This window comes from Streptomyces sp. NBC_01267 (assembly GCF_036241575.1).
Taxonomy (GTDB): Bacteria; Actinomycetota; Actinomycetes; order Streptomycetales; family Streptomycetaceae; genus Streptomyces.
The window spans coordinates 5,909,501-5,932,500 of record NZ_CP108455.1 but is presented as its reverse complement, the minus strand read 5'-3'; the positions used below and the strand labels follow the sequence as shown (position 1 = coordinate 5,932,500).

19 protein-coding genes are annotated in these 23,000 nt (G+C 68.6%); 11 read left to right on the top strand and 8 right to left on the bottom strand.

Features of this window, described 5'->3' with window-relative positions; translation table 11 throughout:
* Positions 1-325 precede the first annotated feature (325 nt).
* The 3 genes from OG709_RS27160 to thyX form a co-directional block, all read right to left on the bottom strand.
* Positions 326-2,011: a ribonuclease J gene (locus tag OG709_RS27160; protein ID WP_250297425.1), complete on the bottom strand. Its 1,686-nt coding sequence runs from the start codon at positions 2,009-2,011 to the stop codon at positions 326-328.
* A gap of 110 nt (positions 2,012-2,121) precedes the next feature.
* Positions 2,122-3,021 carry a 4-hydroxy-tetrahydrodipicolinate synthase gene (gene dapA, locus OG709_RS27155; RefSeq protein WP_250297426.1) on the bottom strand — a complete coding sequence of 300 codons (900 nt, stop codon included), beginning with the start codon at positions 3,019-3,021 and terminating at the stop codon, positions 2,122-2,124.
* 178 nt (positions 3,022-3,199) lie between these two features.
* Complete coding sequence (thyX, locus tag OG709_RS27150; protein WP_329167901.1) at positions 3,200-3,940, bottom strand: FAD-dependent thymidylate synthase; 741 nt, start codon at positions 3,938-3,940, stop codon at positions 3,200-3,202.
* 199 nt (positions 3,941-4,139) lie between these two features.
* Here thyX and OG709_RS27145 point away from each other — a divergent pair, with 199 nt between their 5' ends.
* Both OG709_RS27145 and OG709_RS27140 read left to right on the top strand, forming a co-directional pair.
* Positions 4,140-4,379, top strand: a complete 240-nt coding sequence (locus tag OG709_RS27145) for a hypothetical protein (RefSeq protein WP_250297428.1) — start codon at positions 4,140-4,142, stop codon at positions 4,377-4,379.
* 93 nt (positions 4,380-4,472) lie between these two features.
* The gene (locus OG709_RS27140; RefSeq protein WP_250297429.1) at positions 4,473-5,033 is read left to right on the top strand and encodes a hypothetical protein; all 561 of its coding nucleotides are present in this window, start codon (positions 4,473-4,475) and stop codon (positions 5,031-5,033) included.
* Between the two features lie 27 nt (positions 5,034-5,060).
* Here OG709_RS27140 and OG709_RS27135 read toward each other — a convergent pair whose 3' ends face one another.
* The 5 genes from OG709_RS27135 to rpsO form a co-directional block, all read right to left on the bottom strand.
* The gene (locus tag OG709_RS27135) at positions 5,061-5,513 is read right to left on the bottom strand and encodes a tetratricopeptide repeat protein (protein ID WP_250297430.1); all 453 of its coding nucleotides are present in this window, start codon (positions 5,511-5,513) and stop codon (positions 5,061-5,063) included.
* 6 nt (positions 5,514-5,519) lie between these two features.
* Positions 5,520-6,275, bottom strand: a complete 756-nt coding sequence (gene dapB, locus OG709_RS27130) for a 4-hydroxy-tetrahydrodipicolinate reductase (RefSeq protein WP_250297431.1) — start codon at positions 6,273-6,275, stop codon at positions 5,520-5,522.
* 19 nt (positions 6,276-6,294) lie between these two features.
* A complete protein-coding gene (locus OG709_RS27125) occupies positions 6,295-7,695 on the bottom strand; it encodes a M16 family metallopeptidase (RefSeq protein ID WP_250297432.1) in 1,401 nt (466 codons plus the stop codon).
* Positions 7,692-9,917, bottom strand: a complete 2,226-nt coding sequence (locus tag OG709_RS27120) for a polyribonucleotide nucleotidyltransferase (RefSeq protein ID WP_250297605.1) — start codon at positions 9,915-9,917, stop codon at positions 7,692-7,694. The genes OG709_RS27125 and OG709_RS27120 overlap by 4 nt, the downstream gene beginning before the upstream one ends.
* 305 nt (positions 9,918-10,222) lie before the next feature.
* Positions 10,223-10,513 carry a 30S ribosomal protein S15 gene (rpsO, locus tag OG709_RS27115; RefSeq protein ID WP_250297433.1) on the bottom strand — a complete coding sequence of 97 codons (291 nt, stop codon included), beginning with the start codon at positions 10,511-10,513 and terminating at the stop codon, positions 10,223-10,225.
* Between the two features lie 298 nt (positions 10,514-10,811).
* Here rpsO and ctaD point away from each other — a divergent pair, with 298 nt between their 5' ends.
* The 9 genes from ctaD (at position 10,812) to OG709_RS27070 (ending at position 22,971) form a co-directional block, all read left to right on the top strand.
* Positions 10,812-12,542 carry an aa3-type cytochrome oxidase subunit I gene (gene ctaD / locus OG709_RS27110; protein WP_250297434.1) on the top strand — a complete coding sequence of 577 codons (1,731 nt, stop codon included), beginning with the start codon at positions 10,812-10,814 and terminating at the stop codon, positions 12,540-12,542.
* Positions 12,543-12,604: 62 nt separating this feature from the next.
* On the top strand, positions 12,605-12,913 hold the full coding sequence (locus OG709_RS27105; protein ID WP_266644859.1) for a hypothetical protein: 309 nt from the start codon (positions 12,605-12,607) through the stop codon (positions 12,911-12,913).
* 119 nt (positions 12,914-13,032) lie between these two features.
* Positions 13,033-13,326: a DUF397 domain-containing protein gene (locus OG709_RS27100; protein WP_250297435.1), complete on the top strand. Its 294-nt coding sequence runs from the start codon at positions 13,033-13,035 to the stop codon at positions 13,324-13,326.
* A gap of 397 nt (positions 13,327-13,723) precedes the next feature.
* Positions 13,724-16,933 (top strand): SCO5717 family growth-regulating ATPase, encoded by a 3,210-nt coding sequence (locus OG709_RS27095; protein ID WP_329167898.1) that lies wholly within the window; start codon positions 13,724-13,726, stop codon positions 16,931-16,933.
* A 179-nt stretch (positions 16,934-17,112) separates the two neighbouring features.
* Positions 17,113-18,987: an ABC transporter substrate-binding protein gene (locus OG709_RS27090; RefSeq protein WP_329167896.1), complete on the top strand. Its 1,875-nt coding sequence runs from the start codon at positions 17,113-17,115 to the stop codon at positions 18,985-18,987.
* Between the two features lie 3 nt (positions 18,988-18,990).
* Positions 18,991-20,061, top strand: coding sequence for an ABC transporter permease (locus tag OG709_RS27085; protein WP_250297438.1), 1,071 nt, complete (start codon positions 18,991-18,993; stop codon positions 20,059-20,061).
* Positions 20,058-20,963: an ABC transporter permease gene (locus OG709_RS27080; protein WP_266640480.1), complete on the top strand. Its 906-nt coding sequence runs from the start codon at positions 20,058-20,060 to the stop codon at positions 20,961-20,963. The genes OG709_RS27085 and OG709_RS27080 overlap by 4 nt, the downstream gene beginning before the upstream one ends.
* The gene (locus tag OG709_RS27075; RefSeq protein WP_250297440.1) at positions 20,960-21,970 is read left to right on the top strand and encodes an ABC transporter ATP-binding protein; all 1,011 of its coding nucleotides are present in this window, start codon (positions 20,960-20,962) and stop codon (positions 21,968-21,970) included. The genes OG709_RS27080 and OG709_RS27075 overlap by 4 nt, the downstream gene beginning before the upstream one ends.
* Positions 21,967-22,971: an ABC transporter ATP-binding protein gene (locus OG709_RS27070; protein ID WP_329167894.1), complete on the top strand. Its 1,005-nt coding sequence runs from the start codon at positions 21,967-21,969 to the stop codon at positions 22,969-22,971. Before OG709_RS27075 ends, OG709_RS27070 begins: the two co-directional genes overlap by 4 nt.
* The last annotated feature ends 29 nt before the right edge of the window (positions 22,972-23,000 follow it).

Here is a 23,000-nt window from a genome sequence, read left to right as displayed (position 1 = left end):
GGAACGGACGCTTCCTTTGTACTCACCGCCGAACACTCTCCGCGGCTTTCCTCCGGGCTTTTCCCTTCGGTCTTGCGTTTCCGACTCTATCAGACTCTTTCGTGTCCGATTCCCGGTCGGCCGGGGTTCGCTTTCCAGTTCTTCGCTTTCGCGTTTCCCTTTCCGGCGATTCCGACTTTATCAGAGATTCTGAGTCGGAATTCCCCACCCGATTTTGGTTGGCCCTGGCGCACGAGTGCGCCTGCTTCCCGCTCAGGTGGAGCCGTAAACGTACTGGAGCGGGGCTCCCCGATGCAAATCGGGGAGCCCCGCTCCGGACGGCGCGTCAGACCTCGACGACGACGGGAAGAATCATCGGGCGCCGGCGGTAGGCGTCGGAGACCCACTTGCCCACCGTGCGGCGGATCAGCTGCTGGAGCTGGTGGGGCTCCAGCACGCCGTCCTGGGCCGACTTGTTGAGGGCGTCCTCGATCCTCGGCACGACGGCACTGAACGCCGCGTCGTCGATACCCGAGCCCCTGGCCTGGATGTGGGGACCGCCCACGATCTTGCCGCTGGAGCTGTCGACCACGATGAAGACAGAAATGATGCCCTCGTCGCCGAGGATGCGACGGTCCTTGAGCGAGGTCTCCGTGACGTCGCCGACCGAGAGGCCGTCGACGTACACATAGCCCGCCTGGACCTTGCCGACGATCCTCGCCTTGCCGTCCACCAGGTCGACGACGACGCCGTCCTCGGCGATGACGATGTGGTCCTTGGGGACCCCTGTCATCGCACCGAGTTCCGCGTTCGCACGGAGGTGGCGCCATTCGCCGTGCACCGGCATCAGGTTCTTCGGCCTGCAGATGTTGTAGAAGTACAACAGCTCGCCGGCCGAGGCGTGGCCCGAGACGTGGACCTTGGCATTGCCCTTGTGGATGACGTTGGCGCCCCAGCGGGTCAGGCCGTTGATCACCCGGTAGACCGCGTTCTCGTTGCCCGGGATGAGCGACGAGGCCAGGATCACCGTGTCGCCCTGGACGATCCGGATCTGGTGGTCCCGGTTGGCCATCCGGGAGAGGGCAGCCATCGGCTCGCCCTGCGAGCCCGTACAGACCAGTACGACCTCGTGGTCCGGAAGGTCGTCGAGCGTCTTGACGTCGACGACCAGGCCCGCCGGGACCTTCAGATAGCCCAGGTCACGGGCGATGCCCATGTTCCTGACCATCGACCGGCCGACGAACGCCACTCTGCGTCCGTACTCGTGCGCCGCGTCGAGGATCTGCTGGATGCGGTGCACATGGCTGGCGAAACTCGCCACGATGATGCGCTTCTGAGCGTTCGCGAAGACCGTGCGCAGGACGTTGGAGATGTCGCGCTCGGGCGGGACGAAGCCGGGGACCTCCGCGTTCGTCGAGTCGGAGAGGAGAAGGTCGATGCCTTCTTCGCTCAGCCGGGCGAAAGCGTGCAGGTCGGTGAGACGACCGTCCAGCGGGAGCTGGTCCATCTTGAAGTCGCCCGTGGCCACAGCCATACCCGCGGGGGTACGGATGGCGACCGCGAGGGCGTCCGGGATGGAGTGGTTGACCGCGATGAACTCGCAGTCGAAGACGCCGATGCGCTCGCGCTGGCCCTCGGTGACTTCGAGGGTGTACGGGCGGATGCGGTGCTCCTGGAGCTTCGCCTCGATCAGGGCGAGGGTCAGCTTGGAGCCGATCAGCGGGATGTCCGCCTTCAGACGGAGCAGATAGGGCACGCCACCGATGTGGTCCTCGTGGCCGTGCGTGAGCACGATGCCCTCGATGTCGTCCAGGCGGTCCTTGATCGTGGTGAAGTCCGGCAGGATCAGGTCGATACCGGGCTGCTCCTCCTCGGGGAAGAGCACGCCGCAGTCGACGATCAGCAGCCGGCCTCCGTATTCGAAGACCGTCATGTTCCGGCCGATCTCACCAAGACCGCCGAGTGGCGTGACGCGCAGGCCGTTCTTGGGAAGCTTCGGCGGTGCGCCGAGTTCGGGATGCGGATGACTCAAAAGACTCTCCTCACCACACACGCCACGTACCTGGGGCACGTGGCGCGCATGACATTCGTGCACTTGCTGTTGTCAGGGTGATCTTGCGTATTCAGTTGTGAAGTCTGTGTTTAAAGTTCTACCCCGCCGGCGGCAAGATCGATCTTGAGCTGCGCCGTTTCCTCAGGGGTGAGTTCCACCATGGGCAGACGCAGCGGTCCGGCAGGCAGGCCCTGGAGGGTGAGCGCCGCCTTGGTGGTGATCACTCCCTGCGTACGGAACATGCCGGTGAAGACCGGGAGCAGCTGCTGGTGGATCTCGGTCGCCTTCCCGACCTCGCCCGCGAGGTGCGCTTCCAGGAGGGCGCGCAGGTCGGGGGTGACGAGGTGGCCGACGACGGAGACGAATCCGCAGGCGCCGACCGAGAGCAGCGGGAGGTTCAGCATGTCGTCGCCGGAGTACCAGGCCAGACCACTGCGTGCGATGGCCCAGCTGGCGCGGCCGAGGTCACCCTTGGCGTCCTTGTTGGCGACGATCCGCGGGTGCTCGGCGAGCCGGACGATCGTCTCGGTGTTGATGGGGACACCGCTGCGGCCAGGGATGTCGTAGAGCATGACCGGCAGCTCGGTGGCATCGGCGATCGCGGTGAAGTGCCGGAGCAGGCCCTCCTGCGGCGGCTTGTTGTAGTACGGGGTCACAGCCAGCAGCCCGTGGGCGCCCGCGCGCTCGGCGGCGCGGGCCAGCTCCAGGCTGTGCCGGGTGTCGTTGGTACCTACACCTGCGATCACGTGGGCGCGGTCGCCGACCGCCTCACGCACCGCCCGTACCAGGTCGTTTTTCTCCGCGTCGCTGGTGGTCGGGGACTCGCCCGTGGTGCCGTTGACGACGAGGCCGTCGTTACCGGCGTCCACCAGATGGGTGGCGAGTCGCTGCGCGCCTTCGATATCGAGCGCGCCGTCCGCCGTGAAGGGCGTGACCATGGCGGTGAGGACCCGCCCGAAGGGGGTCTGCGAAGTGGAGATCGGAGCCATGGGTACCACGCTACTCGCTGCTCAGTACGTGCCGTCCCCTCGGGGGACGAGAGCTACGGAGCCCGGCACTGCCTGCTCGGGGGTTCAAGCAGTGCCGGGTCCGTTTGATCAGCCTAGATGAACTTCACCAAACGGTGCAATACGGACACCTCGCGCGGCCCAACCGTACATCTGTGCCCTATGGGGCGACCCGGCCGTTGGCATTGAAGGCCTCATGGGTGAGCGGCATGAGCTTCGTCCAGTGCTCTTCCATCTTCTCGCCGACCATCTCGATCTCCCGTTGCGGGAACGAGGGCACCTTCGCCATCTCGTGCTGGGTGCGCAGGCCGAGGAAGTGCATCAGCGAGCGCGCATTGCACGTCGCGTACATCGAGGAGAACAGGCCGACGGGCAGGACCGCACGGGCCACCTCGCGGGCCACACCGGCGGCCAGCATCTCCTGGTACGCGTCGTACGCCTGCCGGTAGGAGTCCTCCATCGCGCGGCCGGTGAGCTCCTGCTGGGCCTCGGTGCCCTCGACGAACTCGTACTTGCCGGGGCGGCCCTGCTGGACCAGCTTCCGGGCCTTGCCGGGGATGTAGAAGACCGGCTCCAGCTCACGGTAGCGGCCCGATTCCTCGTTGTACGACCAGCCGACGCGGTGCCGCATGAATTCACGGAAGACGAAGATCGGAGCGCTGATGAAGAAGGTCATCGAGTTGTGCTCGAAGGGGCTGCCGTGGCGGTCCCGCATCAGGTAGTTGATGAGCCCCTTGGAGCGCTCGGGGTCCTTCTGGAGCTCCTCCAGCGACTGCTCACCCGCCGTGGAGACTCGGGCCGCCCACAGCACGTCGGAGTCGCTCGCGCTGTGCTTCACCAGTTCGACGGTGACGTCGCTGCGGAAGCTCGGCTTGTGGTCTGGGGTGGGAGTGCTACTCACCGGCGGGGTCCTTCCAGTTGCATCGCTCGGGCGGCGCCCACTCTACGGCGCAGCACCGACAGCCGGGGTCGGACGAACCGTCAGCAGAAAACTTCTGCCCATTCCCGGAAATCGGGCACCGATCGGCGACTTCGGACGTCTGAACCAGTGGAACCACAGTGGAACCAGATGATGCGTGACCCAAGGAGAAGTGCCCCAAATGTTCCGCCGGCGAGAGGCCGTACCCTTCACATTCGTCGCTGACGCCGAACGCTTCCGAAGCAATGTCGAGCCGCCGCCCCGTCAGCGTCCCAGCAAGTCCCAGTTCGCCGGGCGCACCCTGCTCGGCCTCACGGTGGTCGCCGGTCTCGTCGGCTCGGTACTGTTCGGGCTGCCCGCCCTGGCCGCCGATCAGCCCCCCAGCCAGACGCATCAGTCCGAAGCGTCGCACGGACACTGACTCGTCCGGACCCCTGAGGTGGTCCGACGATGATCTCATCGGTAGCCTCACCGGGCACAGCCAATCGAGCGTGCTTGTGAGTGAGGATCAGTCGTGCCCCTGCCTTTCCTGACGGCCGACCGCGCGTTTGACGCAGCCGCCGAGAATGCCGACGATGTCGCGCTGCCGTTCGACGACCACGACCTGTGGCGCCGCCCCTACCGCCCCGGACCCTGGCGGGTCGGGGCGGCAGCTCTGCTTCTGCTGCTCGCCTCGTTCATCCTGCTGGCAGCGATGATCATTGCCTTCGCCGGTGCGCTGCCGGGCGCCGCCGCCTGTCTCGGCTTCGGCCTCGTGGTCGTCCTCTGCGCACTGCGACTGCTGCGCGTCGGCACCTGGGTGAGCAGGCACGGAGTGCGTCGTGTGGGCTTCCTCATGACGCATACCGTCCCGTGGGACAAGACACAGGCCGTGCGCACGGTGCAGCAGCCGGTCCGCTGGCTCGGGCTGCCGCGCACCGTGCAGGGCCAGGCTCTCGTACTCGTGCAGCAGGGTGGTGCGCAGTTGGCGCCGCTGCTCACCGACCACAACGCCGACTTCCTGTCACGTCACGAGGCCTTCGACCGGGCGGCGGACACCGTCGAGGCGTGGAGCGCGGAGTACGCGCGTACGTGAGGGAACGAAGTACCGCCCGCAGGCCCGTCAGATGCTGACGGGCCTGCCTGCGTGCAGGGCGATGGCGCGCTGCATCGCCTTGCGGGCCCGCGGGGTGTCCCGGGCGTCCTGGTAGGCGATCGCGAGCCGGAACCAGCAGCGCCAGTCGTCCGGGCTGTCCTCGGTCTCCTCCTTGCGGCGGGTGAAGACCGCGTCGGCCGAGTCACGGTCGATACGACCGCTGGGCGTCCGCACCAACTCGTCGACCGGCAGGCCGCCTTCGGCGTCCAGTTCGGCGGCGAGCCGGTTGGCCCGCTGCACGAACTGGGTGTTCTTCCACAGGAACCAGATGCCGATCAGCGGCAGGATCAGCACGGCCACGCCGAAGGTGACCGTGAGGAGCGTGCCGTTCTGGATGAGCAGGACGCCGCGGCTGCCGACCAGGACGAAGTAGAAGACCAGGACGGCGGCCGTGACGAGGTAAGTGATCTTTGCGCGCATCGTGTGTCAGCCCAGATCGAGGAAGTGTTCCAGGCCGAGTGTGAGGCCGGGGGTGGTCACCACGCGGCGCGCGCCGAGCAGGATGCCCGGCATGAAGCTGCTGTGGTGCAGGGAGTCGTGGCGGATGGTGAGCGTCTCGCCCTCGCCGCCGAGCAGCACCTCCTGGTGCGCCAGGAGGCCGCGCAGCCGTACGGAGTGCACCGGTACGCCGTCGACGTCTGCGCCGCGGGCGCCGTCCAGTGCGGTGCTCGTCGCGTCCGGCTGCGCAGCGCAGCCGGCCTTGTCGCGGGCAGCCGCGATCAGCTGTGCGGTGCGCCGGGCGGTGCCGGACGGGGCGTCGGCCTTGTTCGGGTGGTGCAGCTCGACGACCTCGACCGACTCGAAGAAACGTGCCGCCGCCTGGGCGAACGTCATGGTGAGCACGGCACCGATGGAGAAGTTCGGGGCGATGAGAACGCCCGTCGAAGGGGATGCGTCGAGCCAGGAGCGGAGCTGCGCGAGGCGCTCGTCGGTCCAGCCGGTGGTACCGACGACGCCGTGGATTCCGTTGCGTACACAGAACTCCAGGTTGTCCATCACCGAGTCCGGGTGGGTCAGGTCGACGGCGACCTGTGCACCGGAAGCGGTGAGTACATCGAGCTCGTCGTTCCGCCCGAGGGCGGCGACCAGTTCCATGTCTTCGGCGGCGTCGACGGCCCGTACCGCTTCGGAGCCGATGCGACCCCCGGCGCCGAGAACCGCCACGCGCAGCTTGTTGCTCATTGCTCGCTCTTCCTTGTGGTTAGGAGACCGCTTCGTGGAGGCGGTCGGCCTGCTTGTCCTTCAGCGGCCCGATGACGGACAGCGAGGGACGCTGTCCCAGGATGTCGTGGGCGACCTCCCGGACTTCCTCCGGGGTGACCGCCGCGATCCGCTCCAGCATCTCGTCGACCGAGAGCTGGGAGCCCCAGCACAGTTCGCTCTTGCCGATGCGGTTCATCAGCGCGCCGGTGTCCTCCAGGCCGAGCACCGTGGAGCCCGAGAGCTGGCCGATCGCGCGGCGGATCTCCTCGTCGGTCAGGCCCTCGTTCGCGGCCTGGTCGAGTCCGTCGCGGCAGATCTTCAGTACGTCGTGGACCTGGCTCGGGCGGCAGCCCGCGTAGATGCCGAAGAGCCCGCAGTCGGCGAAGCCCGAGGTGTACGAGTACACGCTGTAGGCGAGGCCTCGCTTCTCCCGCACCTCCTGGAAGAGGCGTGAACTCATGCCCCCGCCGAGTGCGGTGCTGAGGACGCCGAGCGCCCAGCGGCGGTCGTCGGTCCGGGCCAGGCCGGGCATGCCGAGGACGATGTGGGCCTGTTCGGTCTTGCGGTTCAGCAGCTCGACACGGCCCGCGGTGCGCAGGGTCCGGGAGCCGCCGCGCGGTGCGACCGGGACCGCGTCGGTGCGCGACAGGGCGCCGGCCCGGTCGAACGCCTCGCGGACCTGAGTGACGACCGTGTCGTGGTCGATGTTGCCCGCCGCCGCGACGACCAGGTTCGTCGGGTCGTAGTGCTTCTTGTAGAAGCGCGCTATCCGGCTGCGGTCCAGTCCGTTGACGGTGTCGACCGTGCCGAGCACCGGGCGGCCGAGGGGGGTGTCGCCGAACATCGTCTGTGCGAAGAGGTCGTGCACGACGTCGCCCGGGTCGTCCTCGGTCATCGCGATCTCTTCGAGGATGACGCCGCGCTCGGCTTCGACGTCCTCGGCGGTGATCAGCGAGCCGGTCAGCATGTCGCAGACCACGTCGATGGCGAGCGGCAGGTCGGTGTCGAGGACCCGCGCGTAGTAGCAGGTGTACTCCTTCGCCGTGAAGGCGTTCATCTCGCCGCCGACCGCGTCGATCCCGGCGGAGATGTCGAGGGCGCTGCGCTTGGCCGTGCCCTTGAAGAGGAGGTGTTCGAGGTAGTGCGTCGCGCCGTTCAGGGTGGGGGTCTCGTCGCGTGATCCGACGTTGGCCCAGATCCCGAAAGTGACGGAGCGTACGGAGGGCAGGGTCTCGGTGACGACGCGCAGGCCGCCCGGGAGGGTGGTCCTGCGGACCGCGCCGCTGCTCTGCGTTGCGCCTTTGCTCACTTTTCCGTCCTTGAGAAGCACTGGGGTACGGGCGACGGCCCGCGCCTCCGAGGAGGTGCGGGCCGTCGTCACGGAACTACGGGACGTCACTTGTCGGCGTCGTCCTTCTTCTCCGTGTTGTCGGAGTCGGCTTCGCCCTCGATCACGGGGACCAGGGACAGCTTGCCGCGGGAGTCGATCTCGCCGATCTCGACCTGGACCTTGGAACCGACCGCGAGCACGTCCTCGACGTTCTCCACGCGCTTGCCACCGGCGAGCTTGCGGATCTGCGAGATGTGCAGCAGGCCGTCCTTGCCCGGCATGAGCGACACGAACGCACCGAAGGTGGTGGTCTTGACGACCGTACCCAGGTAGCGCTCGCCGACCTCCGGCATGGTCGGGTTGGCGATCGAGTTGATCGTGGCGCGCGCGGCCTCGGCCTGCGAGCCGGCCTGGGCACCGATGTAGATGGTGCCGTCGTCCTCGATCGTGATGTCGGCGCCGGTGTCCTCCTGGATCTGGTTGATCATCTTGCCCTTGGGGCCGATGACCTCACCGATCTTGTCCACCGGGATCTTGACGGTGATGATCCGCGGGGCGTTCGGGGACATCTCGTCCGGGACGTCGATGGCCTCGTTCATCACATCGAGGATGTGGAGGCGGGCGTCACGGGCCTGCTTCAGCGCGGCGGCCAGGACCGAGGCGGGGATGCCGTCGAGCTTGGTGTCGAGCTGGAGCGCGGTCACGAACTGCTTCGTACCGGCGACCTTGAAGTCCATGTCACCGAAGGCGTCCTCCGCACCGAGGATGTCGGTGAGGGCGACGTAGTGCGTCTTGCCGTCGATCTCCTGCGAGATGAGGCCCATGGCGATACCGGCGACGGCGGCCTTGAGGGGCACACCGGCGTTCAGCAGGGACATGGTGGAGGCGCAGACCGAGCCCATGGACGTCGAGCCGTTGGAGCCCAGCGCCTCGGAGACCTGACGGATCGCGTAGGGGAACTCCTCGCGCGACGGCAGCACCGGCACGATGGCGCGCTCGGCGAGCGCGCCGTGGCCGATCTCGCGGCGCTTGGGCGAGCCCACGCGGCCGGTCTCACCGACGGAGTACGGCGGGAAGTTGTAGTTGTGCATGTAGCGCTTGCGGGTCACCGGGGAGAGGGTGTCCAGCTGCTGCTCCATGCGGAGCATGTTGAGGGTGGTGACGCCCAGGATCTGGGTCTCGCCACGCTCGAACAGCGCCGAGCCGTGCACGCGCGGGATGGCCTCGACCTCGGCGGCGAGCGTACGGATGTCCGTGACGCCACGGCCGTCGATGCGGACCTTGTCCTTGATGACGCGCTCACGCACGACGGACTTGGTCAGCGCGCGGTACGCGCCGGAGATCTCCTTCTCGCGGCCCTCGAACTTCGGGAGCAGCTTCTCGACGGCGATCTCCTTGACGCGGTCCAGCTCGGCCTCGCGCTCCTGCTTGCCGGCGATGGTGAGCGCCTTGGCGAGCTCGGGGCGGACCGCGGCGGTGAGCGCCTCCAGGACGTCGTCCTGGTAGTCGAGGAAGACCGGGAACTCGCCGGTGGGCTTGGCAGCCTTGGCGGCGAGGTCGGCCTGGGCCTTGCAGAGCGCCTTGATGAAGGGCTTCGCGGCTTCGAGACCGGCGGCGACGACCTCTTCGGTCGGGGCCTCGGCGCCGTCCTTGACGAGCTGGATGGTCTTCTCGGTGGCCTCGGCCTCGACCATCATGATCGCGACGTCGCCGTCCTCCAGGACGCGACCGGCGACCACCATGTCGAAGACGGCGTCCTCGAGCTCGGTGTGCGTCGGGAAGGCGACCCACTGGCCCTTGATCAGGGCGACACGGGTGCCGCCGATCGGGCCGGAGAAGGGCAGGCCGGCCAGCTGCGTGGAGCAGGAGGCGGCGTTGATCGCGACCACGTCGTACAGGTGGTCGGGGTTGAGCGCCATGATCGTCTCGACGATCTGGATCTCGTTGCGCAGGCCCTTCTTGAAGGAGGGGCGCAGCGGGCGGTCGATCAGGCGGCAGGTGAGGATCGCGTCCTCGGAGGGCCGGCCCTCGCGGCGGAAGAAGGAGCCGGGGATCTTGCCGGCCGCGTACTGCCGCTCCTCGACGTCCACCGTGAGGGGGAAGAAGTCGAGATTGTCCTTGGGCTTCTTGGAAGCGGTGGTGGCCGACAGCACCATGGTGTCGTCGTCCAGGTACGCCACGGCGGAACCGGCGGCCTGCTTGGCCAGCCGGCCCGTCTCGAAGCGGATGGTGCGGGTGCCGAAGGTTCCGTTGTCGATAACGGCCTCGGCGTAGTGGGTCTCGTTCTCCACTAGCGTTTTCTCCATACTCGTCGTCTTTCGTCCCCCTGCCCGTGTGGCGGGGAACGGTGTGGAGAAGCGCGCCTTGATTGCGGGGCCGGTCTTCGATCGAAGCACCCGGGTGATGTCCCGGGGGCCACTACCGAGGACCGGCGGCGGCGTGAGCGCGCTTCCCCTCGTTCGGTACTGCGTTGTACACCCAGATTACTGAGCTTGGTCCTGGTTCCGCACGTACAGCGGTCGTCCGTACGGAAGCCGTACGTACGGCAAAGGGAGCGGTCCCCAGGAAATGGGGCCCGCTCCCTCGCACAACGTTCTTACTTGGCGCCGCCGGCCGCACCGCGACGGATGCCGAGGCGGTCGACCAGCGCACGGAAGCGCTGGATGTCCTTCTTGGCCAGGTACTGGAGAAGGCGGCGACGCTGGCCGACGAGGATCAGCAGACCCCGGCGGGAGTGGTGGTCGTGCTTGTGCATCTTGAGGTGCTCGGTCAGGTCCGAGATACGGCGGGAGAGCATGGCGACCTGAACCTCGGGGGAACCGGTGTCGCCCTCCTTCTGGCCGAACTCGGTCATGATCTGCTTCTTCGTAGCGGCGTCGAGCGACACGCGTACTCCTCGTGAGTCTTCAGGCCACCGAGTGCCCCAGGTCGAATACTCTGGGGAGCTTCCGTTACTCGGGAGGCGGGGATCCGCTGGGCGCTGCCCCCGGAAAACCCGGAGACGCGTACACAAGCGGCCGTCACACAGCGTACCAGCCTTTTCCATGTACCTGAACGGCGTAACGCGACGCGCCGCACGGCCCCGGGATCTGATCTCCGCGATGTGAGCTGCGTCATGCTCCTCTTCTGCTCCGGGCACACAGTGCTGTCCGGGCGTGGTCAACGACAGCAGAAGGGGCGTCGCAGTGACGACGAGTACCGACGAGGGACCGGCCGAGGCGGACGACTCCTACGAGGACGAGGTGCCGGTACGCAAGAGGCGCCCCGGCAGCATTCTGGCGAGCTGGGCCAGCACCACCGATCATAAGACGATCGGGACCATGTACCTGTGCACCTCGTTCGCCTTTTTCTGCATCGGCGGGGTGATGGCCCTCGTGATGCGGGCCGAGCTGGCCCGGCCGGGCACGCAGATCGTGTCGAACGAGCAGTTCAACCAGGCGTTCACGATTCACGGCACGATCATGCTGCTGATGTTCGCGACGCCGCTGTTCATCGGGTTCACCAACTGGATCATGCCGTTGCAGATCGGCGCGCCCGATGTGGCGTTCCCGCGGCTGAACATGTTCGCGTACTGGCTGTACCTCTTCGGCGCGCTCATCGTGATGGGCGGCTTCCTCACCCCGAACGGCGCGGCCGACTTCGGCTGGTTCGCCTACTCCCCGCTGACCGACACGGTTCATTCGCCCGGGGTCGGCGGCGACCTGTGGATCATGGGGCTGGCGCTCCAGGGCTTCGGCACGATCCTCGGTTCGGTCAACTTCATCACCACGATCGTCTGCATGCGCGCGCCCGGCATGACGATGTTCCGGATGCCGATCTTCGTGTGGAACGCCCTGCTGACCGCCGTACTGGTGCTGCTGGCCTTCCCGGTCCTCGCCGCGGCGCTGCTCGTCCTGGAGGCGGACCGCAAGTTCGGCTCGCGTGTCTTCGAGGCGGCGAACGGCGGGGCGCTGCTCTGGCAGCACCTCTTCTGGTTCTTCGGCCATCCCGAGGTGTACATCATCGCGCTGCCGTTCTTCGGGATCGTGTCCGAGATCATCCCGGTCTTCAGCCGCAAACCGATCTTCGGGTACATCGGCCTGGTCGCCGCCACGATTTCGATCGCCGGTCTCTCGGTGACGGTGTGGGCGCACCACATGTACGTCACCGGCGGTGTGCTGCTGCCGTTCTTCTCCTTCATGACCTTCCTGATCGCGGTGCCGACCGGCGTGAAGTTCTTCAACTGGATCGGCACGATGTGGACGGGCTCGCTGTCCTTCGAGACGCCGATGCTGTGGTCGATCGGCTTCCTGGTGACGTTTCTCTTCGGTGGTCTGACCGGTGTGATCCTGGCTTCGCCGCCGATGGACTTCCACGTCTCCGACTCGTACTTCGTCGTCGCGCACTTCCACTACGTCGTCTTCGGCACCGTGGTGTTCGCGATGTTCGCGGGATTCCACTTCTGGTGGCCGAAGTTCACCGGCAAGATGCTGGACGAGCGGTTGGGCAAGATGACCTTCTGGACGCTGTTCGTGGGCTTCCACGGCACGTTCCTGGTGCAGCACTGGCTGGGTGTCGAGGGCATGCCGCGCCGGTACGCCGACTATCTCGCCGCTGACGGCTTCACCACGCTCAACACGATCTCGACCATCAGCTCCTTCCTGCTGGGCCTGTCACTCCTGCCGTTCTTCTACAACGTCTGGAAGACCGCCAAGTACGGGAAGAAGATCGAGGTCGACGACCCATGGGGCTACGGGCGTTCCCTCGAATGGGCGACGTCCTGCCCGCCGCCCCGGCACAACTTCGTCACTCTGCCGCGGATCCGTTCCGAGTCCCCGGCGTTCGACCTGCACTATCCGCACATCGCGGCTCTGGACGTGGCCCAGAACCACCACAAGAGCACGGCGGCCGTGGCGGGCGAGGACGAGCGGCGGTGACGCCCACACCCCGGAGCGGGCGAGAAGGGGCGGACACCGACAGGGACAGTGCGCGGGGTCTGATGCGGATCGAGGGGTACCTCCTGTGGAATGCGGAGGTCGAGGAGGCCCGGCGCCGGGCCTCCGACTTCGTCGCGCAGTTGCCGTGGCTGACGACCGCGCAGCGCGAGGACGTGGAGCGGGTCTACGCCGCGGACCGGATGGCCGCCTCACGGGACGCGCTGCTGCGGATCACGGCCCGCATCGCCGAGCTGCGGGACGAGTACACGGCGCGCTACCAGCAGCTCCAGAGGCGTTGCATGGCGGTCGCCGTCATGGCCGTGGGCGCCGCGGGCGGAACCTGCACCGCGGTCACGATGCTCATCCGGTGACCCTCCCGTCACCGGTGGGCCGTCCGTACGGGGTCTCCTTCCGAAGCCGTGAGCGGGCCGGGCTCCCCAAGTAAGGTGGGAGGGGAGCTCGTTCGCACCTCGGAAGGAACCATCGCGCCATGGCTGACGCAAGCGACAAGGCACGCAAGGAACGCGAGAAGGAGGAGCTCTACGCCCTCGACATCTCCGGTGTCGAGTGGAAGAGCGCGCCCGGCACCTCGGAGCACGAGGAGCGGGTCGAGATCGCGTACTTGCCGGACGGGGCGGTGGCCATGAGGTCGTCGATCGATCCCGACACGGTGCTGCGGTACACGGAAGCGGAGTGGCGGGCGTTCGTACTCGGCGCGCGGGACGGGGAATTCGACCTGGAGCCGGCTCCGCACAACGGCGGGCTCGCGAACGCGTCGGAGTAGCCGTCCGCCGCCAGGAGCAGTCCACGTCCCGGCGGGGCTCACGGCCGGGGTGTTCCGGCCGTGAACGTCTCCGGCCGAGACCCGATCGTTGAGTTCCTCTCCCGAAAAGGGTGACAGACCGATTTTGGAAGGCTTTTGACGCCTTCCCTCCGTTTTGCCTCAGGTGATACGGCGTAGCAGAGGCTCCTTTGGGCGGGTCCTGACGGATAGGTCACTACTCCCGGGGTGCTCCGCCATGCCGTGCCGGTGCGATTGGTGATTAGGCTGGGACCGGGCGCACGTCAGAACCCGTGAGCGGGTCGTACGCGTCCTACGGGGAGAGCCAGGCGGTTCGGACGACAACGGTCGCCCCACCACTACGGCACGAGGGTGCACGGCCACACCAGCGGGAGGCATTGTGAACAGCGATCGGGACGAGATTCGCGGGGGAACGAACTCACCCGTGGACGACCAGTCCGACGCGGATCCCGCCGAGTCGGGTGAGTTCACCATCGACTACACCCCGCCCGCCTGGTACACGCAGAATGCGTCCGAGGCGCAGGCCCAGGCCCAGGAGTCGGCACCGACCCCTCCGCCGCCCGCGCCCGTGACACCTTCACCCGCGCCGCCCGCACCGCCGGTTCAGCCGGTTCGGCCGTCGGAGCCCGCGCCGCCGGTCGGGGGTCCCGCAGCCGTACCGGGTCTGCCGTTGACCGGTGGGTTCCAGCCGAACTGGGCTCCCACGCCGCCGCCCGTCGCGCAGGAGGCGGCGGCCGACCCCGAGTTCACTGCGACGCCGGAACCCGAACGTGGGTCCGGGGCTGCGTCCGGGCCTGAGCCCGAGACCGCTTCCGAAGCCGATGTGGATGGCGATGTGGATGGCGCTCCTGTGGCCGAGGTTGCGCCGGAGGCGGAGCCGGAACCGGAGCCGGAACCGGAACCTGCGGCTGATCCTGAGCCCGAGCCCGTTCCCGAGAAGGCCGGCGAGGCGTTCGGTGGTGGGGAGTTGGAGAGCGGCGCGACCATGAAGTTCTCGCCCTCCGCGCTGAAGCGGGAGTTCGAGAAGCTCGAAGCGGCAGCCAAGGCAGCGCGGGAGCAGGCCGTCGCGCCGGCGCGCTCCGGACCGGAAAGCGCCCCCGTGGAGCCCCCCGCGCCCGCTGCCGAAGCGGTGGAGCGTCCTCCCCGCACGAGTCTGTCCGATGCGTTCGCTGAGATCTCCGCCGCGTTCGACGCCTCGGTCGCCGCGGATGCCGCAGGTACGGCGGGTGCTTCGGGTGCTTCGCGGACGTCCGCTCCGCACCCGGACGTCGAGGACGAGCCGGCTCCGGCGGTGCCCGAGGCCGAGGCCGCCGTGGAGAGCAGCGCGGAGACCGCACCGGTCGCCGGATCCGCTGAGCCCGTCGAGCCCTTCGAGCCCTTCGACGCTGTGCCCACCGGGCCGATCACGGATGCGGTACCGCAGGAGGTACGGCCCGCGCCGGAGCCGCAGGACGCTCCGCCCGCACCGGCCCAGCCCTGGTCGCCCACGCCGTCGGCGCCCCCGCAGAACGAACTGCCGCCGCTGCCGCCCGCGTTCCAGCCCGCGACGCCGGCCCCGGCGCCGCAGTGGCCGATGAGTGCGCCGACCGCAGATCAGTCCCAGCCCTACCAGCCTCACCCGCAGCAACAGCAGTCGCAGCCGCCTCAGGCCCCTCCGCTGGGCTCTCCGACGGCGCCGCCGTCCTGGCCCGCGCAACAGGCGGCCGGGGCTCCGGGTCCGTCGGACGGGTACGGATTCCCGCAGCCCACTCCGCCCCAGGCACACCAGCCCCAGGTGCCGCAGCAGCAGGCACCCCAGGCGGGTTACGGATTCCCGCAGCCCTCGGCGCCCATCCCGCAGCAGCCCCAGCCGCCGCAAGAGCACGCGGGCTACGGATTCCCCCAGCCGACACCGAATCCGCTGCCGCCCGCCGTACCCCACCAGCCCCAGGCGCCCCAAGTGCCCCCGCCGACCAGTGGCTACGGGTTCCCGCAGCAGCCCCAGCCACAGCCCCTCCCTCACCAGGCACCCCAGCCGCCGCAGGGCGGGTACGGCTTCCAGCAGCCGCCCGCGCAGCAGGCACCCCAGGGACAAGCACCTCAGGGACAGGGTCCTCAGGGACAGGGCCCTCAGGGACAGGGCCCTCAGGGACAGGCTCCCCAGGCGGGATACGGATTCCCGCAGCCGGCACCGGTTCCGGCCGCACCCGCCGTACCCCAGCAGCAACCGCACGCTCCGCAGCCGCAACCGCAGGCCCAGCAGCCCCAGGACCCCAACCAGCCGCCCCCGCCGCAGCATCAGCAGCAGCAGCCCGGCGCGCCGGTCGACCCGCGTACCGGCGCCGCCTGGCCGCAGCCCGTCGCGCACGATCAGCGGGAGCGTTCCGTTCCCGGCGCGCCTCTCGGGTACACGGCGGCCGTCGAGCTCTCCTCCGACCGGCTGATCCGCAACAAGCAGAAGGCGAGGAGCAGTCGCAGCGGCCCGGCGGGCGCGTCCCGCTTCAAGCTCGGCGGGAAGAAGGAGGAGGCCGAGCGGCAGCGCAAGCTCGAACTCATCCGTACGCCGGTGCTGTCCTGCTACCGGATCGCCGTCATCAGCCTCAAGGGCGGCGTCGGCAAGACCACGACGACGACCGCGCTGGGTGCCACGCTCGCCACCGAGCGGCAGGACAAGATCCTGGCGATCGACGCGAACCCGGATGCCGGAACCCTCGGCCGTCGGGTGCGCCGTGAGACCGGGGCGACCATCCGTGACCTGGTCCAGGCGATCCCGTACCTGAACTCGTACATGGACATCCGCCGGTTCACCTCCCAGGCGCCCTCCGGTCTGGAGATCATCGCCAACGACGTGGACCCCGCGGTCTCCACGACGTTCAACGACGAGGACTACCGGCGCGCGATCGACGTCCTGGGCAAGCAGTACCCGATCATCCTGACCGACTCGGGTACGGGGCTCCTCTACAGCGCGATGCGGGGCGTACTCGATCTCGCCGACCAGCTCATCATCATCTCCACCCCGTCCGTGGACGGTGCGTCCAGCGCGAGCACCACGCTCGACTGGCTCTCCGCGCACGGCTACGCGGAACTCGTGCAGCGCTCGCTCACCGTCATCTCCGGGGTTCGCGAGACCGGCAAGATGATCAAGGTCGACGACATCGTGCAGCACTTCGAGACCCGCTGCCGCGCGGTCGTCGTCGTGCCGTTCGACGAGCATCTGTCGGCGGGCGCCGAGGTCGACCTCGACATGATGCGGCCGAAGACCCGGGAGGCGTACTTCAATCTCTCCGCCCTGGTCGCGGAGGACTTCCAACGTGCCCAGCAGGCACAGGGGTTGTGGACCGGCAACGGTCAGGGGGCGCCGCCGCACATGGCGCCGCCGATGCCGGGCCAGCAGCAACAGCCGTACGCTCCGCAGGCACCTCAGGGGCCGCAGAGCCCTCACGGACCGCAGGCACCTCAGAGCCCTCAGCAGCCGCATCCCCCACAGCCGTATCCGCAGTATCCGCAAGGGTCGCAGCCGCAGCAGCCGTACGGTGGTCAGCAGCCTCCGCAGCAGCCCTATCCCCCGCAGCAGCAAGGCTGGCAGCAGCCGCCGGCCCCTCAGCAGTAAGGCGATAAGGGTATAGACCACTGAAGGCCCACACCGGCGGTAACGGTGTGGGCCTTCAGCCATTTACGCAGACCAGGCCGTGTCTGGAGGACCGTTGACACCTTTGGAGCACCGCTGATAAACCTTCGCTTCACCAGCTGGCGACTCCATGATTCACCCTGACGCGAGGTCAACGCCCCATGGACAGAAGAGTTCCGACCGGCATATCCCGACACCGATCCCGTTCCCGTCTGCTCCTGGCCACGGGTGTCACCGCGTTCGCCCTGGTGGCCGGGGCCGCGACCCCGCTGAACCCGGTCCCGCAGCAGGCCCACGCCGCCGAGGCCAAGGCAGGTTCCGGGTCCGGCGGCAAGAAGGTCCTCACCGTAGCCGTCAACCAGAGCGTCGACTCCATGAGTCCGTTCCTCGCCACGCGCCTGGTCTCCACCACCGCGCTGCGCCTGATGTACGACTACTTGACCAACTACGACGTCAAGGACGGCCACACCGTCCCCGGGCTCGCCACCGCGTGGAAGTCGTCGGCGGACAAGCTCACCTGGACCTTCACCATCCGCAAGAACTCCACGTGGTCGGACGGCGAGCAGGCCACCGCGGACGACGCCGCCTGGACGTTCAACAAGATGATGACGGACGAGGCAGCGGCCACCGCCAACGGGAGCTTCACCTCGAACTTCAAGAAGGTCACCGCCCCGGACCCGCGGACGCTGATCGTGCAGCTGAAGAAGCCGCAGGCCACGATGACCGCGCTCGATGTGCCGATCGTGCCGAAGCATGTCTGGGAGAAGGTCGGGGACTTCTCGAAGTTCAACAACGACAAGCAGCTCCCGGTCGTCGGCAACGGGCCGTTCATCCTCACCGACTACAAGGTCGACCAGTACCTGAAGTTCAAGCCGAACAAGAAGTTCTGGCGCGGCGCCCCGAAGTTCGACGAGCTGGACTTCAAGTACTACAAGGACAACGACGCGGCCGTCGCGGCCCTGCAGAAGGGCGAGGTCTCCTTCGTCTCGGGCCTCACCCCGGCCCAGACGGCAGCGCTGAAGACCGAGAAGAACATCAAGGTCAACGACGCTCCGGGCCGGCGCTTCTACGCGCTCGCCACCAACCCGGGGGCCAAGGCCAAGGACGGCAAGAAGATCGGCGACGGCAACCCGGCGCTGCTCGACCAGCGGGTGCGCCAGGCGCTGTTCGCCGCCACCGACACCAGGACCATCATCGACAAGGTCTTCCAGGGCCACGCCGTCGAGGGCGCCGGATACATCCCGCCGCGTTTCAGCGACTACTTCTGGAAGCCCGCCGCCGACCAGAAGATCGCGTACGACCCGGCCAGGGCCGCGAGCCTCCTCGACCAGGCGGGCTACAAGAAGAACGGTGACGGCAAGCGCGTCGGCGAGGACGGCAAGCCGCTCAGCTTCCGGCTGCTGTGCCACGCCACCGACCCGAACGACAAGGCCATCGGCAAGTACATGCAGGAGTGGTGGGGCAAACTCGGCATCGGCCTCAAGGTCGACTGCCTCGACAACGTCTCCGACCCCTGGCTGGCGGGCGAGTACGACCTGGCCTTCGACGGCTACTCGGTCAACCCCGACCCGGACTACGTCCTCTCCATCCACACCTGCGCCGCACTGCCGAGCACCCCCAAGAGCACCGGGGCCACCGACAACTTCATCTGCGACAAGCAGTTCGACGCGCTGTACGCCGAGCAGGCCGCCGAGTACGACCCGGTCAAGCGAGCCGATCTCGTCAAGCAGATGGAGTCACGGCTGTACGACACCGGGTACATGAATGTCATGGCGTACCCGAACGCGGTCGAGGCGTACCGCACCGACCAGATCAAGTCGATCGAGACGATGCCGTCGGCCGCGGGGAACATCTGGGGCCAGGACGGCTACTGGAGCTGGTGGTCGGCCGTCCCGACGAGCAGCGACGGGTCCTCCTCCTCGTCGTCGGGCTCGTCGACCGGTCTCGTCATCGGGATCGTCGCCGTCGTCGTCGTCATCGGGCTCGGAGGCTTCGTCGCCCTGCGCCGCCGTTCCACCGCGGAAGACCGTGAATAACCCATGAGCGCTGCAAGCACCACTTCGCTCGCGGAGGGTGCGGCCGACGGCCCGGTCCCGGTCAGGACCGGGCCGTCCGGCCCCCGCACCCGTAACGCGACCGCGTATCTGCTGTACGTGGCGGGCAAACTGGGCGGCGCGGCCGTCTCCCTGCTCGCCGTGCTGGTCACCAGCTTCTTCCTGTTCCGGATCATCCCGGGCGACCCGGTCCGCACGATGACACACGGCCACCCGGTCACCCAGGGCCAACTCAACCAGCTGCGCAAGCAGTTGGGACTGGACCTGCCGCTGTGGCAGCAGTTCACCGAGTACTGCACCAAGGCGCTCAGCGGCGACCTGGGCACCTCGTACCAGTTCCACGCGCCCGTCGGCGAGCTGATCGCGCAGAAACTGCCCGCGACCCTGCTGCTCACCGGGGTGGCCGTGGTGGTCTACTCCGCTCTCGGCCTCTGGCTCGGCACCCGTTCCGCGTGGGGCCACGGCGGGATCGGCGACAAGATCAGCACAGGGGTGGCGCTCACCCTGTGGTCGGTGCCGGCCTTCTGGCTCGGGCTGCTGCTGATCATCGTCTTCTCGGTGGGCATCGGCCCGATCCCGGGGATGTTCCCGACCGGCGGGATGGAGTCGGGCGGTCTGCACGGGTTCGCCTACGTCGCCGACGTGGCGCACCACATGGTGCTGCCCGTCATCACCCTCGTCGCGGTCGGATACGCCCAGACGCTGCTGGTCATGCGTTCCTCGCTGCTCGACGAGATGGGCAGCGACTACCTGACGACGGCGCGGGCCAAGGGGCTGCGCGACGATCTCGTACGCCGCCGCCACGCGGTGCCGAACGCGCTGCTGCCCACCGTCACCATGGTCTTCATCAACTTCGGTCATGTGGCGGCCGGTTCGATCCTGGTCGAGACGGTGTTCTCCTGGCCCGGCCTCGGCGGCCTCTTCTACTCGGCGCTGAGCGTGCCCGATCTGCCGTTGGTGCAGGGGCTGTTCGTCGTCTTCGCCGGCGCGATGATCCTGATGAATCTCCTCGCCGATCTGCTCTATCCGCTGCTCGATCCCAGGGTGGGCCGATGACGACCGCACATCCGACCGCGGGCTCGCTGGCCTGGACCCGGCGGCGACACTCCGTGGCCCGTTTCTGGCAGCAGTACCGCACGCACCGGGCCGGTGTCGTCGGCCTGGTGGGGCTGGTGCTCATCGCGCTGATCGCCCTGACCGCTCCGCTGCTGGTCGGTAGTGACGTCCAGAGCGTGACCAAGGCCCCCGGTACGGCCCTGGAGGCACCCAGCGGTGAATTCCCGCTGGGCACCGACCAGTTCGGGCGTTCGCTGCTCGGTCTGCTGGTGTGGGGGGCGCGGATCTCGCTGACCGTGGGGCTGCTGGCCGCCGCGCTGTCGGTGGCGATCGGCACCCTGGTGGGGATCATCGCCGGGCACTTCGGCGGCTGGTTCGCGACGGTGCTGATGCGGATCACCGACTGGTTCCTGGTGATGCCGACCCTGGTGCTGGCGATCGTGCTCGCGACCGTGCTCGACCACTCCGTGTGGACGGTGATCCTGGCGATCGGTGTCACCAGCTGGCCGACGACGGCCCGGCTGGTCCGGGCCCAGACCATCGCCGTCGAGTCGCGTCCCTACATCGAACGGGCCAGGGCGCTGGGCGGCGGTCACGGGCATGTGATGTCCCGGCACGTCCTGCCCAACGTCGTGCCGCTGGTGCTCGCCCAGACCACCCTCGGCATCTCCGGCGCCATCCTCACCGAAGCGACGCTGGCCTTCCTCGGCCTCGGCGATCCGACGGTCATCTCCTGGGGCGGCATGCTCCAGGACGCCCGCGAGGCCGGCGCGGTCTCGTCCGGGCACTGGTGGTACCTGGCGCCGCCCGGCATCGCCATCGCGCTCGTCGCGCTCTCCTTCACCCTCTGCGGCCGTGCCGTCGAGGCCGTGCTCAACCCGAAGCTGGGGGTGGCCCGTTGAGCCTCCTCGAAATCAAGGACCTCCGGGTGACCTACGGGTCGGGGGCCGCCGCCGTCCCTGCCGTACGCGGGGTGGACCTGACCGTGGGTTCCGGGCAGAAGCTCGGGATCGCCGGTGAGTCGGGGTGCGGGAAGTCGACGCTGGCGCTGGCCCTGCTCCGGCTGCTGCCCGCGTCGGCCACGCTGAGCGGCGAGATCCTGCTCGACGGCGAGGACGTCCTCACCATGAAGTGGGGCCGGCTGCGGGCCGTGCGGTGGGCGGGTGCTTCGATCGTCTTCCAGGGCGCGATGCACTCCCTCAACGCGGTGCACCGGATCGGCGACCAGATAGCCGAGCCGCTGCTCGTCCACCACCAGGCGTCCCCGGCCGCCGCTCGCAAGCGTGCCTGCGAGCTGCTGGAGCAGGTCGGTCTGCCCGCGGGCCGGGCGAACGCCTACCCGCACGAGCTCTCCGGCGGGCAGCGGCAGCGCGTGATGATCGCGATGGCGCTGGCCTGCGGTCCCCAGGTGATCGTCGCCGATGAGCCGACCACCGCGCTCGACGTGATGATCCAGGCCCAGATCCTGCGGCTGATCGAGCAGTTGGTGGCGGACCAGGACATCAGCCTGCTGATGATCAGCCATGACCTGGCGGTGCTCGCCGACACCTGCGACCGGCTGGCCGTGATGTACGCGGGCCGGGTCGTCGAGGAGGGCCCTGCCCAGGAGGTCTTCACCGCCGCCGCGCATCCGTACAGCCGGGCGCTGTCCGGCGCGTTCCCGCGGATCGGCGACCCGGCTTCCCGGCGGGCTCCGCGCGGCCTGCCGGGGGATCCGCCGGACCCGGCTTCGCTGCCCGCGGGCTGTACGTTCCACCCGCGCTGCACGGTGGCCGTGGACGCGTGCGCGACCCGGGACCAGGCGCTGCGGGACGCGGGCCCGGGCCGGCAGGCGGCCTGTCTGCTCGTGGAGCCCGGGGCCGGTACGCCCGCGCAGCACGGCACCGAGGAAGCAAGGAGTACGTCATGACCACCACTCCCCTGCTCAGCACGGCCGGACTGAAGGTGACCTTCCCCGGCCGTCGCGGTGCCGCGCCCGCCCGCGCCGTCGACGGGGTGGATCTCGACATCCGGCCCGGTGAGATCGTCGCGCTGGTCGGCGAGTCGGGATGCGGCAAGACGACTCTCGCGCGGGCGCTGCTGGGGCTCGTCAGGCCGACGTCCGGCGAGGTCACCTTCGGCGGTGAACCGCTCGACCACTCGTCCCGCGCGCTCAAGGCGTACCGCAAGCGGGTGCAGCTGGTGCTCCAGGACCCCAGCGGTTCGCTCAACCCCCGGCACACCGTGTACGAGGCGGTGGCCGAGGGGCTGCGAATACACCGGTACCAGGGCGACGAGCGGGCCGCGGTGGCCGAGGCGCTGTCCCGGGCCGGGCTGCGGCCCCCCGAGCGGTTCTTCCTGCGGTATCCGCACGAGCTCTCGGGCGGCCAGCGCCAGCGGGTGGTGATCGCGGGTGCGCTGGTACTGGAACCCGAACTCGTCGTGGCCGACGAACCGGTGGCCTCCCTGGACGCCTCCGTACGCGGGGAGATACTGGCGCTGCTGCTGCGACTGCGGGACGAACTGGGGCTCTCCGCGCTGATCGTCACCCACGATCTGGGCCTGGCCTGGAACATCGCCGACCGGGTCGCCGTGATGTACCTCGGCCGGATCGTCGAGACGGGTGAGGTGGACCAGATCCTGACCGCGCCCCAACACCCTTACACCCAGGCGCTGTTGTCGGTCATGCCGGACGCGGGGACCGATCCGGTGATCCTCACGGGGGAGCCGCCGGACCCGTCCCGGGTGCCGTCCGGCTGCCGGTTCCACGCCCGCTGCCACATTCTCGCCTCGGGCGAGGCGGAGCGCGCGGGGGTGGCCGACGCCTGCCGTACGAAGGAACTGCCGGTGCTGGCGAGCGGCGGGGAGAGCCAGGTGGCGTGCCACTGGGCGACGGCACGGAAACCCACGGGGACGGTCCCGGCGGCTTAGGACCTGTCCGGCCGGTGGAGTGGGAGCGG

Bases quoted from the DNA above. Each gene is read 5' to 3' on its own strand.
- dapA (WP_250297426.1), bottom strand. From the start codon at position 3,021: ATGGCTCCGATCTCCACTTCGCAGACCCCCTTCGGGCGGGTCCTCACC.
- OG709_RS27145 (WP_250297428.1), top strand. From the start codon at position 4,140: ATGTTCCGCCGGCGAGAGGCCGTACCCTTCACATTCGTCGCTGACGCC.
- OG709_RS27135 (WP_250297430.1), bottom strand. From the start codon at position 5,513: ATGCGCGCAAAGATCACTTACCTCGTCACGGCCGCCGTCCTGGTCTTC.
- dapB (WP_250297431.1), bottom strand. From the start codon at position 6,275: ATGAGCAACAAGCTGCGCGTGGCGGTTCTCGGCGCCGGGGGTCGCATC.
- OG709_RS27105 (WP_266644859.1), top strand. From the start codon at position 12,605: ATGCGGATCGAGGGGTACCTCCTGTGGAATGCGGAGGTCGAGGAGGCC.
- OG709_RS27100 (WP_250297435.1), top strand. From the start codon at position 13,033: ATGGCTGACGCAAGCGACAAGGCACGCAAGGAACGCGAGAAGGAGGAG.
- OG709_RS27090 (WP_329167896.1), top strand. From the start codon at position 17,113: ATGGACAGAAGAGTTCCGACCGGCATATCCCGACACCGATCCCGTTCC.
- OG709_RS27085 (WP_250297438.1), top strand. From the start codon at position 18,991: ATGAGCGCTGCAAGCACCACTTCGCTCGCGGAGGGTGCGGCCGACGGC.
- OG709_RS27080 (WP_266640480.1), top strand. From the start codon at position 20,058: ATGACGACCGCACATCCGACCGCGGGCTCGCTGGCCTGGACCCGGCGG.
- OG709_RS27070 (WP_329167894.1), top strand. From the start codon at position 21,967: ATGACCACCACTCCCCTGCTCAGCACGGCCGGACTGAAGGTGACCTTC.